14 protein-coding genes are annotated in these 16,545 nt (G+C 43.1%); 1 reads left to right on the forward strand and 13 read right to left on the reverse strand.

The annotated features are described in order from the left end of the window. Positions 1-58: 58 nt before the first annotated feature. The 4 genes from NYE65_RS11780 to NYE65_RS11795 form a co-directional block, all read right to left on the reverse strand. Entirely contained in the window at positions 59-1,342 is a 1,284-nt protein-coding gene (locus NYE65_RS11780) for a UDP-N-acetylglucosamine 1-carboxyvinyltransferase (RefSeq protein ID WP_048683515.1), read from the reverse strand. A 209-nt stretch (positions 1,343-1,551) separates the two neighbouring features. After that, entirely contained in the window at positions 1,552-2,202 is a 651-nt protein-coding gene (gene fsa, locus NYE65_RS11785) for a fructose-6-phosphate aldolase (protein ID WP_034315855.1), read from the reverse strand. Positions 2,203-2,363: 161 nt separating this feature from the next. Continuing rightward, positions 2,364-3,221 (reverse strand): class II fructose-bisphosphate aldolase, encoded by an 858-nt coding sequence (locus tag NYE65_RS11790; protein ID WP_048683519.1) that lies wholly within the window; start codon positions 3,219-3,221, stop codon positions 2,364-2,366. Between the two features lie 247 nt (positions 3,222-3,468). Then, positions 3,469-3,840, reverse strand: a complete 372-nt coding sequence (locus NYE65_RS11795) for a response regulator (RefSeq protein ID WP_034315860.1) — start codon at positions 3,838-3,840, stop codon at positions 3,469-3,471. A gap of 310 nt (positions 3,841-4,150) precedes the next feature. On the opposite strand from NYE65_RS11795, the gene NYE65_RS11800 reads away from it, so the two are divergent. After that, positions 4,151-4,681, forward strand: coding sequence for a DUF2529 domain-containing protein (locus NYE65_RS11800; RefSeq protein WP_145506368.1), 531 nt, complete (start codon positions 4,151-4,153; stop codon positions 4,679-4,681). Between the two features lie 260 nt (positions 4,682-4,941). Here the strand turns inward: NYE65_RS11800 and NYE65_RS11805 are convergent, their stop codons facing one another. The 9 genes from NYE65_RS11805 to NYE65_RS11845 all read right to left on the reverse strand — a co-directional run bounded on the left by NYE65_RS11805 (position 4,942) and on the right by NYE65_RS11845 (position 16,515). Beyond that, complete coding sequence (locus tag NYE65_RS11805) at positions 4,942-6,549, reverse strand: CTP synthase (RefSeq protein ID WP_048683527.1); 1,608 nt, start codon at positions 6,547-6,549, stop codon at positions 4,942-4,944. A 411-nt stretch (positions 6,550-6,960) separates the two neighbouring features. Further along, the gene (gene rpoE / locus NYE65_RS11810; protein WP_057278194.1) at positions 6,961-7,551 is read right to left on the reverse strand and encodes a DNA-directed RNA polymerase subunit delta; all 591 of its coding nucleotides are present in this window, start codon (positions 7,549-7,551) and stop codon (positions 6,961-6,963) included. Positions 7,552-7,755: 204 nt separating this feature from the next. Continuing rightward, positions 7,756-7,926, reverse strand: coding sequence for a hypothetical protein (locus tag NYE65_RS11815; protein ID WP_156319604.1), 171 nt, complete (start codon positions 7,924-7,926; stop codon positions 7,756-7,758). A 137-nt stretch (positions 7,927-8,063) separates the two neighbouring features. Next, positions 8,064-11,330 carry a fused isobutyryl-CoA mutase/GTPase IcmF gene (gene icmF / locus NYE65_RS11820; RefSeq protein WP_340860980.1) on the reverse strand — a complete coding sequence of 1,089 codons (3,267 nt, stop codon included), beginning with the start codon at positions 11,328-11,330 and terminating at the stop codon, positions 8,064-8,066. 30 nt (positions 11,331-11,360) lie between these two features. Beyond that, positions 11,361-11,993 carry a TetR/AcrR family transcriptional regulator gene (locus NYE65_RS11825; RefSeq protein ID WP_034315867.1) on the reverse strand — a complete coding sequence of 211 codons (633 nt, stop codon included), beginning with the start codon at positions 11,991-11,993 and terminating at the stop codon, positions 11,361-11,363. Positions 11,994-12,101: 108 nt separating this feature from the next. Beyond that, positions 12,102-13,241 carry an acyl-CoA dehydrogenase gene (locus NYE65_RS11830; protein WP_328175760.1) on the reverse strand — a complete coding sequence of 380 codons (1,140 nt, stop codon included), beginning with the start codon at positions 13,239-13,241 and terminating at the stop codon, positions 12,102-12,104. A gap of 26 nt (positions 13,242-13,267) precedes the next feature. Continuing rightward, the gene (locus NYE65_RS11835; protein ID WP_340860981.1) at positions 13,268-14,404 is read right to left on the reverse strand and encodes an acyl-CoA dehydrogenase; all 1,137 of its coding nucleotides are present in this window, start codon (positions 14,402-14,404) and stop codon (positions 13,268-13,270) included. 35 nt (positions 14,405-14,439) lie between these two features. After that, complete coding sequence (locus NYE65_RS11840; protein WP_048683542.1) at positions 14,440-15,291, reverse strand: 3-hydroxybutyryl-CoA dehydrogenase; 852 nt, start codon at positions 15,289-15,291, stop codon at positions 14,440-14,442. Positions 15,292-15,324: 33 nt separating this feature from the next. Then, a complete protein-coding gene (locus tag NYE65_RS11845; protein WP_340860982.1) occupies positions 15,325-16,515 on the reverse strand; it encodes an acetyl-CoA C-acetyltransferase in 1,191 nt (396 codons plus the stop codon). Between the last annotated feature and the right edge of the window lie 30 nt (positions 16,516-16,545).

Here is a 16,545-nt window from a genome sequence, read left to right on the forward strand (position 1 = left end):
TATTAGTATAACACATTATATCATATATAGTAACACAATGAGGTAACAAGAAAAGGGATCAGCTTTTAAGCTGCTCCACTTCTTCTTGCGTCATTTCTTCACGCCAAATCGTCGCTCCCAAACCTGAAAGTTTTTCAACAAGATGGCTATATCCGCGATCTATATGTTCAAGCCCTGTCACTTCTGTAATTCCTTCTGCCATTAAACCGGCAATTACCAGAGCTGCTCCGGCACGTAAATCGCTTGCCTTCACTTTTGCCCCATGAAGTTGGACAGGACCATCAACGATGCCCGCTCTGCCCTCGACTTTGATCTTCGCATTCATGCGTCGCAGTTCATCAATATGCTTAAATCGTGCCCCGTATATCGTATCGGTCACCATGCTAGAACCGCTTGCTTTTGTTAAAAGGGAAGTGAAAGGTTGCTGAAGATCTGTTGGGAATCCAGGGTAAACCAACGTCTTGATATCAACGGATTTATAATTTTCCCCCGGTGAGACAAATATCTGGTCATCTCCCGCTTCAATATTGATCCCCATTTCCCTCAATTTGGAAGTCAATGACTCCAAATGCTGGGGAATGACATTATCGATCAGAATCCCTTCACCGACAGCAGCGGCTAAAATCATGAAAGTACCGGCTTCAATCCGATCCGGTATGATTGTATGCTTGCAACCATGCAAACTTTCCACACCATCAATACGGATGATATCCGTTCCAGCACCCTTAATTTTTGCTCCCATATTGGTCAACAATGTGGCGACATCGATGATTTCAGGTTCTTTCGCAGCGTTTTCAATCACAGTGCGGCCTTTGGCCAAAACGGCGGCAAGCATGATGTTGATCGTTGCCCCTACACTAACGACATCCAAATATATGCGTGCTCCCCGGAGCTCGTCCGCCCTAAGGTAAATGGCTCCTTGTTCATTCGTCACTTGTGCGCCAAGTGCTTCGAACCCCTTAATATGCTGATCTATCGGACGGGGTCCCAAATGGCAGCCTCCTGGCAAGCCGATCACTGCCTTTTTAAATTTACCAAGCATTGCCCCCATTAAATAATACGAAGCACGTAACTTCTTGACCCTGCCATTCGGTAGAGGCATTGAAATCATCCTGCTGGGGTTGACTGTCATCTGTCCTTCATCAAAGGACACCTCACCGCCGATTTCCTCCATTAACTCTTTCAGCATCTGTACATCCGAGATATCCGGCAGGCCTTCAATCGTTACGGGAGAATCCGCTAAAATTGTTGCCGGAATAAGGGCAACCGCGCTATTTTTTGCTCCGCTGACACGAATGCTTCCCTTTAGAGGATAGCCACCGGCAATTTTAAGTTTTTCCATAATATACTCCCTTCCACGCTAAGCACTTAGAAGCTACTTCCAAAAAGTAATATTTTACCACAAGAAAATTGCATAATCCGACAACATTTACTATCTAGTTCTTTAGTTTACACAAAAGTAGAAAATTCATGTAAAAAAAAGATAAAAATTTCTAATTTATGTTAATTTTATTAAAACAGTGCAATCTATAGCGACTTAGCGGCAAGGCATTATGCTTCTGTACGTGAATTCCAATCATTCAAGAAAGCTTCAATCCCTTTATCCGTTAATGGGTGGTGGAATAATTGCATTAAAACTTTATAAGGGATCGTTGCAATATGTGCTCCTTTAAGAGCCGCTTCTGTAATATGCATCGGATGGCGGATGGAAGCTGCAATGATCTCAGCATTGATATCATGAATTGCAAATATGTCAGCAATATCCGAAATTAAATCCAAACCATTTTGGCCGATATCGTCCAAGCGTCCTAAAAATGGCGATACATAAGTTGCTCCCGCCCTAGCTGCCAATAATGCTTGGTTAGCACTGAAAATAAGCGTGACATTTGTTTTGACACCTTGTTTTGTAAGTGCTGAAACAGCCTTCAAGCCGTCTGGAGTCATTGGCACTTTGATCGTGATATTAGGTGCAATCGCAACAAGCTCCTTGGCTTCTGCCATCATTCCTTCAAAATCAAGCGCAATGACTTCAGCAGAAACGGATTCCTTAACAAGGCTTGTGATTTCTTTTAGCCGATCATGGAAAGAAACTCCCTTTTCCCTTGCAACAAGTGATGGGTTAGTCGTAACACCTGCTAGTACGCCAAGTTCGTGCGCTTGTTTGATTTCTTCCATATTTGCTGTATCTATAAAGAATTTCATAAAATATCCTCCGTATGTAATCGATTTTTTATTTCTCTATTGAATTCTAATTGTTCAAAAAATAGAGATCGGATTAAGCCTGCATCTAAAAGAAACCATTAGGGGGGAGTCCCCCAATGGGAATATTGCCTTACGTTTAAAGGGATGGAACCCTTTTGAAATTATGCTTTGCCGTTTGAACCGAATTCACGAATTTTGCCGATGACCGTTTCTTTAATAGCTTCACGGCCAGGAACCATGTATTTACGAGGATCGTACACTTCAGAATCGTTATTCAGGATTTCACGAACCGCTTTAGTGAACACAATTTGATTTTCCGTATTCACATTGATTTTTGATGTTCCAAGAGAAATCGCTTTTTGGATATCTTTCGTAGGGATGCCTGTACCGCCATGAAGAACAAGAGGTTTGTTCGTTAAATCCCGTACTTCTTCCATTTCTTTATAGCCTAGGTTAGGTTCACCTTTGTATGGTCCGTGAACGGATCCCAAAGCTGGAGCAAAACAGTCGACATTCGTTTCTTTAACCAACTGTTCACATTCTTGAGGGTCTGCATATACGACTCCATCAGCGATTATATCATCTTCTTGTCCGCCAACCGTGCCCACTTCCGCTTCAACCGAAACATTCCGTGCGTGAGCGAATTCGACAACCTTCTTGGTTGTTTCGATATTTTCTTCAATTGGATGATGTGAAGCATCGATCATTACTGAAGTGAATCCCGCTTCGATGGCTTCCTTACATTTATCATAACTTGAACCATGGTCAAGGTGAATGGCCACAGGAACAGTGATTTTCATGTCTTCCAACAAACCTTGAACCATCATGACAGTCGTTTTAAAACCACCCATATGACGGGCAGCGCCTTCGGAAACACCAAGGATGACTGGAGATTTTTCTTGTTCAGCAGCAGCTAGGATAGCTTGAGTCCATTCAAGGTTATTGATATTGAATTGACCTACTGCATATTTTTCATCAAGGGCTTTATTCAGCATATCTTTCATAGAAACTAAAGGCATTTGATTTCCTCCTACTAGTGGATGTTTATTTTTAAAGTTAATTCTTTCTAGATATTCCCTAAAACTAAAGTAGCATACGCTTTATAAATCAGAATATCTCTCCTCTTTTAGCATATCAATACATCAAAAAAACAGCAACAATTACAACTGCACCATGTCTCAAATTTTATTCCAAAAAAACACGGCCCATCTAAAAAAAGATAGCCGCGGTAATTTCCCCGTCAATAATATTAAACTTTCAAGACCGTTAACTCGATTGAATCGGTAAGTATTCACGAACGGCTTTTCTAATATCATCAATATCAAACGGCTTTGCAAAGTGTGTCATTGCACCTAAATCCTTTGCTTCTTGAATCATATCAAGTTCACCATATGCCGTCATGATTATGACCCGGATGTCCGGATCGACGACTTTCATCCTTTTCAAGATCTCAATGCCATCCATTCCCGGAATCTTCATATCCAGCAATACAAGATCGGGTGAATGGTTATTTAGCACTTCCAAGGCTTGAATGCCATTAGCTGCTTGAAATGTTTCATACCCTTCTTTATGTAACACCTCGTTCAATAAAATACGAATCCCGAATTGATCATCAACAATCAATATTTTCCCTGGCATTTTATCACCTCTCCCCTTCCCGATTCATCCATTAAATATATTAGCCTATTCGGCCTATTACCCGAAAAAGGGTAGTTACATAGATTGCGTCAAATTACTTGAGCAACGCATTTATTCATTCATGACATCTATGTTCATATTCGATAATTGTAACAAAATTCCTGCTGTATGGCTAAAAGGAATTTTAATTTTTTTGTTTTTTCGACCGATTTAGTTAATTCTGCCCTTTGGACCAAAAACCCTGAAACCTGTCAATGCAAAGGAAAGTCCTTTATAATAAGTATATTATTTTTTAAAGGAGTCCCTGATCATGTTAAAAATTTTCTCGACACAGATAAGCGGTTTATTTAAAAAAATGATTGAAAATGAAGCCTTTGAAATGGAGGATGCCGGACGCCTGCTGGCTCAGGCTGTGGTTGGGGACGGTTCTGTGTTCATTCACGGTTTTGGTGAAATGCAGGGCGTCACTGCCGAGGCATTGCATGGGGAAGAACCCTTTCCTAAGGCAAAAAGCTATGATTTAAGTGAAACAATTTCCAAGGAAGATCGATTTCTTATATTCAGCCGCCATTCGGACGATTCAGAAGCATTGATGCTGGCAAAACAACTCAAGGAAAAAGATATCCCATTTGTTGCGGTTTCTACATCCGTCCCTTCCGAAGAAGATTCTCTTTTGGAGTTGGCTGACGTACATATTGATTTACGCATCCAACGGGGATTGATTCCCGATGAAACCGGAAATCGATATGGGTACCCTACCCTCCTTACCGCTCTTTTCGCTTATCATGGAATTAAATTCACTCTTGAAGAAATCATAAAAGAATATGAAGATGAAGAATGATGAATTCATCTAAAAAGGTTCGGAAAAATATATCTTTCATCAAATGATGTTCCCGAACCCACTGACCACCCTCTAAATGTTAAAACAAATTTGATTGGAGCGGGGTGTGCGGGACTCATGCGGGAAAGCACGTCTAAGCGGTGCTTGGAGTGGCCATCAGCCTCCCAAAGTACAAACCACAAAAAAAACTGTAGGCAAACTCGATTTTCTTCAAGTTTGCCTACAGTCTGAAACAGCCACAGGGGCTGTTTTTTTGTTTATTAACGATTTTCGCCGTTCTTTAATGACATACCGACAAAGTCGCGGAATAGCGGCTGTGGACGGTTAGGACGTGACGTGAATTCCGGATGGAATTGGGAAGCCACAAACCAAGGATGATCTTTCAGTTCAATGATTTCGACTAGACGGCCATCTGGACTTGTACCGGAGAACACGAATCCTGCCTCTTCCATAGCTTGACGGTAGTGGTTATTGAATTCATAACGGTGACGGTGACGTTCATAAACAACCTCGTCATTATAAGCTTCGTATGCTTTAGTACCTTCGATAAGCTTACATGGATACAGACCAAGACGCAGTGTTCCGCCCAAATCTTCTACATCCTTCTGCTCAGGAAGAAGATCGATGATTGGATCAGGAGTATCCTCCTTAATTTCAGCTGAATGTGCTTCTGGCAATCCCAAGACGTTGCGTGCATACTCAATGGACGCCAACTGCATGCCTAAGCAAATTCCGAAGAATGGTTTTTTTGTCGTGCGGGCAAATTCAGTCGCTGCAATTTTCCCTTCGATTCCACGATCTCCAAAACCTCCAGGTACAAGGATTCCATCTGCATCTTGAAGAAGTTCTGCAACATTTTCTTTAGTTACATCTTCGGAATTCACCCAGTCGATTTCAACATCTGCATCAAATGCGTAGCCAGCATGCTTAAGTGCTTCCACTACAGAAAGATAAGCATCTTGCAATTCAACATATTTTCCGACTAAGGCGATTTTCGTTTTCTTTGATAAAGAAGTAACCTTTTTGACTAGTTCCTTCCAATCTTCCATATCCGCTTCGCCACAGTCCAATTGCAAGTGATCACAAACGATTTGGTCCATATTTTGCGCTTGAAGCGCTAGAGGGATGGAGTAAAGCGTATCCGCATCAAGACATTCGATAACAGAATTTTTATCGATATCGCAGAATAAAGCGATTTTATCCTTCATATCTTGTGAAATCGGGCTTTCTGTACGTGCAACGATGATATTTGGCTGAATGCCAAGACTGCGTAATTCTTTTACACTATGCTGTGTCGGTTTTGTTTTCATTTCACCTGCAGCTTTGATGTAGGGAACCAGTGTACAGTGGATATACATAACATTATTGATGCCGATATCACTCTTGATTTGGCGAATCGCTTCAAGGAATGGAAGAGACTCGATATCCCCTACAGTACCGCCAATTTCAGTGATGACTATGTCGGCATTCGTTTCATTGCCTGAACGGAAAACCCGTTCTTTAATTTCATTCGTGATATGGGGAATGACTTGAACCGTTCCACCTAGATAATCGCCACGGCGTTCTTTTCTCAGGACGGTTGAATAAATTCTGCCTGTAGTCACATTGCTGTGTTTACCAAGGTTGATATCGATGAAACGCTCATAGTGCCCCAAATCCAAATCCGTTTCAGCACCATCATCCGTTACAAACACTTCACCATGTTGATATGGACTCATCGTACCAGGATCCAAGTTGATATAAGGGTCAAACTTCTGGATCGTAACATTCAATCCCCTATTTTTTAATAATCTTCCTAAAGAAGCGGCCGTAATCCCTTTTCCCAAGGAAGAAACTACTCCACCTGTCACAAAAATATATTTTGTCATCTTATATCCTCCTAATAGAATGTTTTCTTCCAATTCAGTTCTTCACATCATTAGATCGGAACCTGAATCAAATCTTCCGCCACATGAGCGGTTAAAAGCTAAAAACCGTAACCAGTACAAACCATTAATCACTTAAAGGTCTTTAGTGAGAGTCATGCAGGATACATGAACAAGAATAAATTTCCTTAAATGACAGTTAACATAAATATGTTCTCTATAGTTTTTACAATTCTACGAGAAATCATTTTTAAAAATAAAAAAATGATGTCATTTATTCATTCCATCATTAAAAACAAAAACGCTCCGCTTACAAAAAAGTAAGGGAGCGATATAATTTAATCATTGTGTCCTTTTTTAAGGAGCCCAAAAATGATTCTACAAATTTCGCCTTAAAAAGTCAAGGGCGATTATTTATTTCTCATCCTCTTCATTCAAGTCATCCAAGTCATCTTCGTCTTCATCTTCGTCCTCATCATCTTCCAGGACAAATGCATCATCTTCGATTATTTCTTCTTCCAGGTCGTCGTCATCATCCACGTCATCATCCAAAAGCACTTCGTCGATGACTGGAGAACCTAGAATATCATCATCGTCGTCATCTTCATCCTCGTCCAGATCATCGATATCCTCTTCAAAGTCAAGGTCTTCGTCTTCAAGTTCATCGAAATCATCGATGACGACAGCAGCCTTTTTGGCTTTCTTTTTCTTTTTAGGTTTTACAACATGCACGACTTCTTCTTCGATTTGGTCAACCGGGTACCATGTTTTCAATCCCCAGCGGTTATCTCCAAGTGAAGTGAAACGGCCATCCACATTTAAATCCGTATAGAATTGGGCAATTTTCTTTTCCACTTCCGCTTTGGATAAATGGTGCAGCGATGCTAATTCACTAATTAAGTCTTTAAATGGAATCGGTTCATTTCTTTCAACTAACAAATCATATGCCATCTCTATTAAGGACATTTCCAATAATTGCTCTTTTGAGTATTGTTTTAAACTCAAATTCCGCACTTCCCTTCTCTATTCAAACACTGAATTCCGTGTTTTTTCACATAAAAAAATAATCTAAAACAGTAGTTCGATAAAATAACGACAATTCCTGCTAGACATATACTCCATTATAAACAATCTAAATGGGTTTATGCTAGTTCTATATGATACTTTCACAGATTTACCTAATTGTCTATCATTCACAGGAAACCAAGGCTAAAGATCATTCCTTTTTTTCTTTTTCGATTTCTGACGATAGGCTGCCGTAAAAAAGACAACAGTCAGGATAAAAAAAGAAATGGCTCCCAATTGATGCTCATACAGCTCAAATAAAAAAATGATGGCAAGAATGTAACCTATGATCAACCCAATCATCTTCAGGTTCATTTTCTCAACTCCAATAGGGCTGATTCTTCATTTTTGCCCCTTTTCCGAATAATTATAAGGTAAAATCTTCATTTTGTTAAAAAAGACGGAAATTATTAAAAAAAGGGCCCCTAAACGTCCGGAGCCCCCTTCTAAGTTTACATATTTCTTCGATATTGACCGCCTACATCATATAACGCCCTCGTTATCTGACCCAGACTGGCCACCCTCACGCAGTTCATGAGCTCAGCAAAGATATTTTCCCCATTCATGGCTGCCAATTTCAGTTTAGTTAACGCTTCATCCGTGAACTCCTTATTTCTTTCCTGGAATGCCCGGAGATTTATGATTTGCCCTTCCTTTTCCTCCTTGGTTGCACGGGCAATTTCCATGCTGTTCACTGCTTCTTCGGAAGGAGGATTTGGATTCAAATACGTATTTACACCGATGATCGGCAATTCTCCCGTATGCTTTTTCATTTCGTAATGCATCGATTCATCCTGGATTTTCCCGCGCTGATATTGCGTCTCCATTGCACCCAGCACACCGCCACGATCATTGATGCGATCGAACTCTTGCAGGACGGCCTCTTCGACCAGATCCGTCAATTCCTCCACGATGAAGGCACCTTGCATCGGGTTTTCATTTTTTGAGAGACCATGCTCCTTCGTAATGATCATTTGGATGGCCATTGCCCGGCGCACGGATTCTTCTGTAGGCGTCGTGATGGCTTCATCGTACGCATTAGTATGCAGGGAATTACAGTTGTCCTGCAGTGCCATTAAAGCTTGAAGTGTCGTTCTGATATCATTAAAATCAATTTCTTGGGCATGAAGCGAGCGCCCGGAAGTCTGTATATGATATTTGAGCTTCTGGCTGCGGTCGTTCGCACCATATTTATCCCGCATGACTGTCGCCCAGATCCTTCTTGCCACCCTCCCGATCACCGTATATTCCGGGTCGAGCCCATTTGAGAAGAAGAACGACAAATTCGGGGCAAAATCATCAATATTCATTCCGCGGCTTAAATAATATTCGATGTAAGTAAAGCCATTCGCTAATGTAAAAGCCAGCTGTGAAATTGGGTTGGCACCCGCTTCTGCAATGTGATAGCCAGAAATGGATACAGAGTAATAGTTCCTGACTTTCCGATCGATGAAATATGCTTGAATGTCGCCCATTAACCTTAGAGCAAATTCCGTAGAGAAGATGCATGTATTCTGGCCTTGGTCCTCTTTCAGAATATCCGCCTGAACAGTTCCGCGTACCGTCTGAAGCGTATAAGCCTGCACTTCTTCAGCTTCGGCGTCTGTAAGGGGACGGCCTAGCTCTTCTTCTTTCCGTTGAATCTGCTGATCGACTGCCGTATTCATATACATGGCCAAAATGATTGGTGCCGGTCCATTGATGGTCATGGATACAGAGGTTGAGGGGTGGCAAAGATCAAAACCTGCATACAGCTTTTTCATGTCATCCAACGTGCAGATGCTGACTCCGCTTTCTCCTACCTTTCCATAGATATCAGGTCGGTGATCAGGGTCCTCGCCATATAAAGTTACGGAATCGAAAGCCGTGCTTAGCCGTTTAGCCGTATCATCCTTTGATAAATAATGAAAACGCCTGTTGGTACGGTCGGGCGATCCTTCACCGGCAAATTGCCGCTTCGGGTCTTCCCCTTCACGCTTGAATGGAAAGACTCCCGCAGTGTAAGGGAAGAAGCCCGGAACGTTCTCACGGAATACCCATCCCAAAATCTCTCCATAATCCACATATTTCGGCAGTGATACTCTCGGGATCATTAAACCTGATAAACTTTTCGTTTTCAGCTTTGTCACGATTTCATTATCCCTGACTTTCGTTACAAACTGCTCTCCTGCATACTTTTCTTTTAAATCCATCCATCCAGAAAGGATTTTTTTAGATTCAGGTGATAAATTCGAAGCGGTTTCCTTTTTCAGTTTTTCTAAAGAAGCCACCATATCGCCGTTGTTATCATTTTCCTTAACTGCATCAATGGCTCCTTCAAGCTGGAAAAGCCTCCGGGCAATACGCACTTGTTCAGCGGCACGCTTATGATACGATCTGACCGTATCACTGATTTCACGTAAATAATACCGGCGGTCAGTTGGAATGATGACATTTTGCTTGTAAACATCCGCTTCTTTCGAAAAGGCCGTACTCCAAGCCGTTCCTGATTTTTCATTAAGCCTTTCAATCAGTGCAGCGAATAATGCATTGGTGCCTGGGTCATTGAATTGGGAAGCGATTGTACCGTATACTGGCATTTCAGATGGATCTTGATCAAAAAGCGTACGGCTTCTTTGGTATTGCTTTTGAACTTGGTTTTTTGCATCTTCGGAACCTTTGCGCTCGTATTTGTTAATGACTATCAAGTCTGCATAATCAATCATATCGATTTTTTCAAGTTGCGAAGGAGCACCGAATTCACTCGTCATTACATACATGGATACATCGCATATTTCGGCAATTTCTGCATCACCCTGACCGATCCCGCTCGTTTCAACGATGATTAAATCGAAGCCTGCTGCCTTCACGACGGAAATGGCATCCTTTATCGCCAAAGACAGCTCACTTTTTGAATGGCGCGTGGCTAGGCTCCGCATATAAACACGCTCTGAAAAGATCGAATTCATTCTGATCCTGTCACCAAGAAGGGCACCGCCCGTTTTCTGTTTGGTCGGGTCTACAGATAGAATGGCGACTCTCTCGTCCGGAATTTCGTTAATGAACCTTCGTATCAATTCATCAGTCAATGAACTTTTTCCAGCTCCGCCAGTCCCCGTGATTCCCAGAACAGGAACCTTCTTTTCGGAAGTCTTGATCTGCTCAAAAAGACTCTCCACCGCTGCCGCTGATTCCTGTGAAACATCGAGCCTATTTTCGGCAAAGGTAATGAATTGGGCAATGGCATTCGTTCCCCCGGCAATCAATTCATCAAAACGTTCCTGTAAAGATGGTTTGACTGTCGAGAAATCACACTCCTCCATCAAAACGTTTATCATTCCTTGAAGACCATATTCCCTCCCTTCATCAGGTGAAAAGATACGGGCAATCCCATAATCATGGAGTTCTTTAATTTCCCTAGGGATGATGACCCCGCCACCGCCGGCAAAAATCCGAATGTGCCCGGCTCCCTTTTCCATCAACAGGTCATACATATATTTAAAATATTCCACATGTCCGCCTTGGTAAGATGACATGGCTATGCCTTGGACATCTTCCTGGATGGCCGCATTCACGATTTCTTCCACCGAACGATTATGACCTAGGTGAATTACTTCCGCCCCGCTGGACTGAAGGATTCTCCTCATTATATTGATGGATGCATCATGTCCATCAAATAAACTCGAAGCTGTAACGAATCTAATATGGTTCTTCGGTTTATACACCTCAACTGTACTCATTTAGCTCCCCCTTATTGAAACTTATTTATATCAGTGCACTTTGGAACCCGATACATTTTGAATCAATAATTGCGTCTGCAGTTCAACATACTCTTGAAGCGTGTACTGTTTATGCAAAGCCCATCTTCTAAAACTCCACATCTGTCCCTGTACGAAAATGTTATGTGAAACAAGGCTTATTTGTTTTTCCGTTAATGATAGCTCCCCATTCTCAACACATTTCGTTATCACTTTTTCGAACATGCCCACCATCCGAAGTTCTTTATTCAGAACATATGGTAAAGCATCTTTCGTCAGGGCCTTCACTTCCTGATACATGACAAGCACTTCGTCCTGCATATCATCCATCACTTTATAAAAATAGGCGATCGTCAACTTCAAGCTTTCAAGTGTCCCATCACTCTGTTCTATTTCCTTCTGAAGCTTTTCCTGGACTTCATCATAAATAAAGTCACAAACGAGATATAATATATCTTCCTTGGTCCGGATATACTCGTATAATGTGCCAATGCTAAAGCCTGCCGCTTTGGCAATTTCCCTGGTAGTCGTACGATGAAATCCCTTTTCTTTAAAAAGGGTCACCGCTCCTTTAATCATTTGAGTACGCCTTTTTTCAACCAGCCGCTCATCCTTTACAGATGCAAGAACCTCTCTTTTTTCCATTTCCAAACTCCTTTTGAAAGCCCATCATTCAACCATTGATATTCTGAAGAAATTGAAAAGGGAATTCCGGTAAAGGCAGAGCCTCATCGGAAAACCACAGTTTCAACCCTATTTAGTAACCATCCGTGAGATGACCAGCTTTTGAATTTCCTGTGTACCTTCGTAAATCTGGGTTATTTTCGCATCACGCATATACCTCTCCACTGGATAATCTTTTGTATATCCATAGCCACCGAAAACCTGTACGGCCTCCGTCGTCACTTTCATTGCTGTATCTCCAGCAAAAAGTTTGGACATGGCCGACTCTTTCCCATAAGGAAGCCCCACTGATTCCAACCAGGCTGCCTGATAGGTTAATAGCCTTGAAGCCTCAACACCCGTTGCCATATCCGCCAATTTAAAACCGATTCCCTGCTGTGCAGAAATTGGCTTGCCGAATTGGACGCGCTCTTTTGCATAATCAACCGCGGCATCCAATGCACCTTGGGCTATCCCTACAGCCTGGGCTGCAATTCCATTACGGCCGCCATCAAGCGTCATCATCGCGATTTTAAAGCCTTCCCCTTCTTTTCCAAGGAGATTTTCTTTAGGAACACGGCACTCATCAAAGATGATTTCCGTAGTCGGTGATGAACGGATTCCAAGCTTCTTCTCTTTTTTACCAACACTGAAGCCCGAGAAGTCCTTTTCAATGATAAAAGCACTCGTCCCTTTTTGCTTCGATTCAGGATCCGTCAATGCAAAGACGACATATGTATCCGCAATCCCGCCGTTCGTAATGAAGATTTTGGAACCGCTGATAACATATTCATCACCCACAAGCTTTGCAGTCGTTCTCATCCCTCCGGCGTCTGAGCCTGAGCTAGGCTCAGTCAGGCCATATGCACCGATTTTTTCACCCTGTGCCATCGGGCGAAGGTATTTTTGTTTTTGTTCTTCAGTGCCAAACTTATATATTGGCCATCCTGCGAGCGAAGTATGGGCTGATAAAGTCACCCCAGTAGAAGCGCAAACGCGGGAAAGTTCCTCAACCGCTATGCAATACGCTAAGTAATCACTTCCAATTCCGCCGTATTCCTCAGGCCACGGAATCCCGGTCAATCCAAGTTCAGCCATTTTATCGAAGATTTCACGGTCGAATCGTTCTTCTTCATCCCTCTCGGCAGCAGTCGGAGCCACTTCATTCTGGGCAAAGTCGCGCACCATTTTCCTGATCATTTCATGTTCTTCCGTTAGTTTAAATTGCATGGCAATGCCTCCTAAGTTTCTCGTAATTATAGACTTTTACTGATGACCATTCTCTGTATTTCGCTTGTACCCTCATAAATTTCAGTTACCTTTGCATCCCTGAAATATCGTTCGACCGGATAATCCGTTGTATATCCATAGCCCCCGAACACTTGGACTGCTTCTATCGCCACCTCAACGGCCGTCCTCGAAGCGAATAGCTTTGCCATTGCCGCCTCTTTACCGGACTTTAATCCCTGTGAGCGTAAAAACGCCGCGCGATAGACGAGTAACCTTGAAGCTTCTATGCTCGTTGCCATATCGGCCAGTTTGAAACCAATCCCTTGCTGTTCTGCAATGGGTTTTCCGAATTGCTCCCTGCTTTTTGCATATCGGACAGCATGTTCCATGGCTCCTTCTGCAATACCTAGCGCTTGAGCAGCAATCCCGATCCTTCCAGCATCCAAGTTGGCCATGGCGATCTTAAAACCTTCCCCTTCTTTGCCTAGGAGATTGGCTGCAGGGACTTTCATATCCTCGAACGTCACCTGTACGGTGCTCGAACCATGAAGGCCCATTTTACGTTCATCTTTACCGATGATTAAGCCCGGCGTCCCTTTTTCTACAATAAAAGCAGAGATTCCCTTGCTTCCCTTCTGTGGGTCGGTCGAGGCAAAAACAATGAACACATCCGCTTCCCCGCCATTGGTGATAAAAACCTTGGACCCATTTATTCGATATTGTCCGCCTTCCTTTACTGCCACTGCCTTCGATTTCAAACTCGCAGCATCGGAACCTGAGCTTTGCTCAGTCAAACAAAAGGCCCCTAAATTTTTACCAGCGGCTAACTTAGGCACATACTTTCGCTTCTGTTCTTCCGTTCCAAAATAAACGATTGGATTTGTGCCCACAGATGTATGAACGGACAGTATGACACCGAGAGTGGGACTTACTTTGGAAATCTCATTGATGGCAATGATATAAGACATGAAGTCCATACCCGCGCCACCGTATTCTTCTGAAATCGGAATTCCCATCAAACCAAGCTCACCCATTTTTTGCAGAATCGTTTTTGGAAACACGCCTGTTTCCATTGCCTCGATATGAGGAGTGATCTCTTTCTCCGCAAAAGAGCTTACCATTTTCCGCATCATTTCATGTTCTTCGGTAAACTTGAAATCCATCCTACATCCCTCCCTGGCTGCACATCTTTCCATGATTAGTTATATTCATAAAAGCCCCGTCCTGACTTCTTGCCTAACCACCCTGCCTTTACATATTTCCTTAACAGCGGACACGGTCGGTATTTATCGTCTCCCAGTCCTTGGTGAAGGGTTTCCATTATATACAAGCATGTATCCAGGCCGATGAAGTCAGCTAGCGTAAGCGGGCCCATCGGATGGTTCATGCCCAGTTTCATTACGTCATCGATCGCTTCTTTAGTAGCGACGCCCTCATAAAGTGTATAGATGGCCTCATTGATCATCGGCATCAAAATCCGATTCGCTACAAAACCAGGGAAATCATTGACTTCCACCGGTACCTTATTCAAGGATTCAGCCATCTTTTCAACCTCTTGATAAACTTCATCCGCTGTAGCAAGGCCGCGGATGACCTCAACCAGCTTCATGACTGGAACCGGGTTCATAAAGTGCATGCCAATTACCTTTTCCGGCCTTTTCGTGGCAGCGGCTATCTCGGTAATCGGTAGCGAAGAAGTATTGGATGCAAGAATGACGTGCCGGGGCGTGATTTCATCCAACTCGGCGAATATTCTTGTTTTTATTTCCATGTTTTCCACTGCCGCTTCAATCACCAAATCTACTGCAGCTGCATTTTTCAAATTCGTTGAGGAAGTAAGCCGGGAAAGGATTGCATCCTTCTCCTCGGATTCCATTTTCCCTTTTTCAACCTGCCGCGATAGGTTTTTGGCAATAGTCCCTAAACCCTTTTCTACATACTCATCTTTTAAATCGTGTAAAAGAACTTCATAACCGCTCATTGCACAGACCTGGGCTATGCCAGATCCCATCTGTCCCGCACCAATGACCATCACTTTTTGAATGCCCATGGGAATATCCCTCCTCATTTATCTATGAAACTATTATCCTTGCTTAGGCACTTCTATTAAAATGGCATCTCCCTGACCGCCGCCACTACAGATCGCTGCGATGCCCAATCCCCCTCCGCGGCGTTTCAGTTCATGCATCAGCGTAATGATGATGCGGGCTCCACTTGCCCCGATTGGGTGACCTAATGCTACAGCCCCTCCGTTTACATTCACTTTTCCCGGCTCGATGTTGGCAATTTTCCCGCTGGCCAATGCAACCGCAGCAAATGCTTCATTCACTTCAAATAAATCAATTTCCTCTATCGATTTACTTGTCTTCTTCAGAAGTTCATTTATGACCAGACCTGGCGTTTTAGGGAAGTCCTTTGCTTCCACTGCCACTTCTGCATGAGCTAAAATATAGGCAAAAGGCGTTTTCCCTTCTTTTTCAGCACGTTCCTCACTCATCAATACGAGAGCTCCCGCGCCGTCATTGACACCTGGTGCATTACCAGCCGTAATGGTCCCCTCATTATTGAAAGCTGGACCTAGTTTAGCCAACTTTCCGGCAGATGTATCTTTTCTTGGGGCTTCATCATGTTCGATGGTAATTGGTGCGCCTTTTCGGACTGGCACCTGTACGGAAATGATTTCTTCTGCAAGAATTCCGCCATCGATTGCTTTTATCGCTTTTTGGTGACTCTCATAAGCCCAGCTATCTTGTTCCTCACGGGTGATTTCAAGATCCTCGGCTGTACTGTTACCGTAAGTCCCCATATGGACGCCCGTAAAACTGCAGCTAAGTCCATCCGATATCATCGTATCCTTCAGTTCCCCATCACCCATCCTTAGGCCCCACCTTGCTTTTGGAAGGATATAAGGTGCATTGCTCATCGATTCCATTCCGCCGGCAACAATGATTTCTTCTTCACCTAAGCGAATGATCTGATCAGCCAATGTGACACTGCGAAGTCCTGATGCGCATACTTTATTAATGGTTTCCGTTTTCACTTCCCAAGGCAATCCAGCATGACGGGCTGCCTGGCGGGACGGTATTTGGCCTTGGCCTGCTTGAAGCACATTCCCCATGATGACCTCGTCCACTTGGCTTCCTTCAATCCCTGCCCGAACAAGTGCCTCTTTGATTGCTATTCCACCAAGTTGTGATGCCGTCAAACTGCTAAGACCACCGCCGAATTTACCAAAAGGTGTTCTCACACCGCTAATAATCACTGTTTTCGCCATCATTATTTCCCCCTATAAGTAACATTGATT

The organism is Peribacillus sp. FSL R5-0717 (genome assembly GCF_038002945.1).
GTDB classification, from domain to species: domain Bacteria; phylum Bacillota; class Bacilli; order Bacillales; family DSM-1321; genus Peribacillus; species Peribacillus frigoritolerans.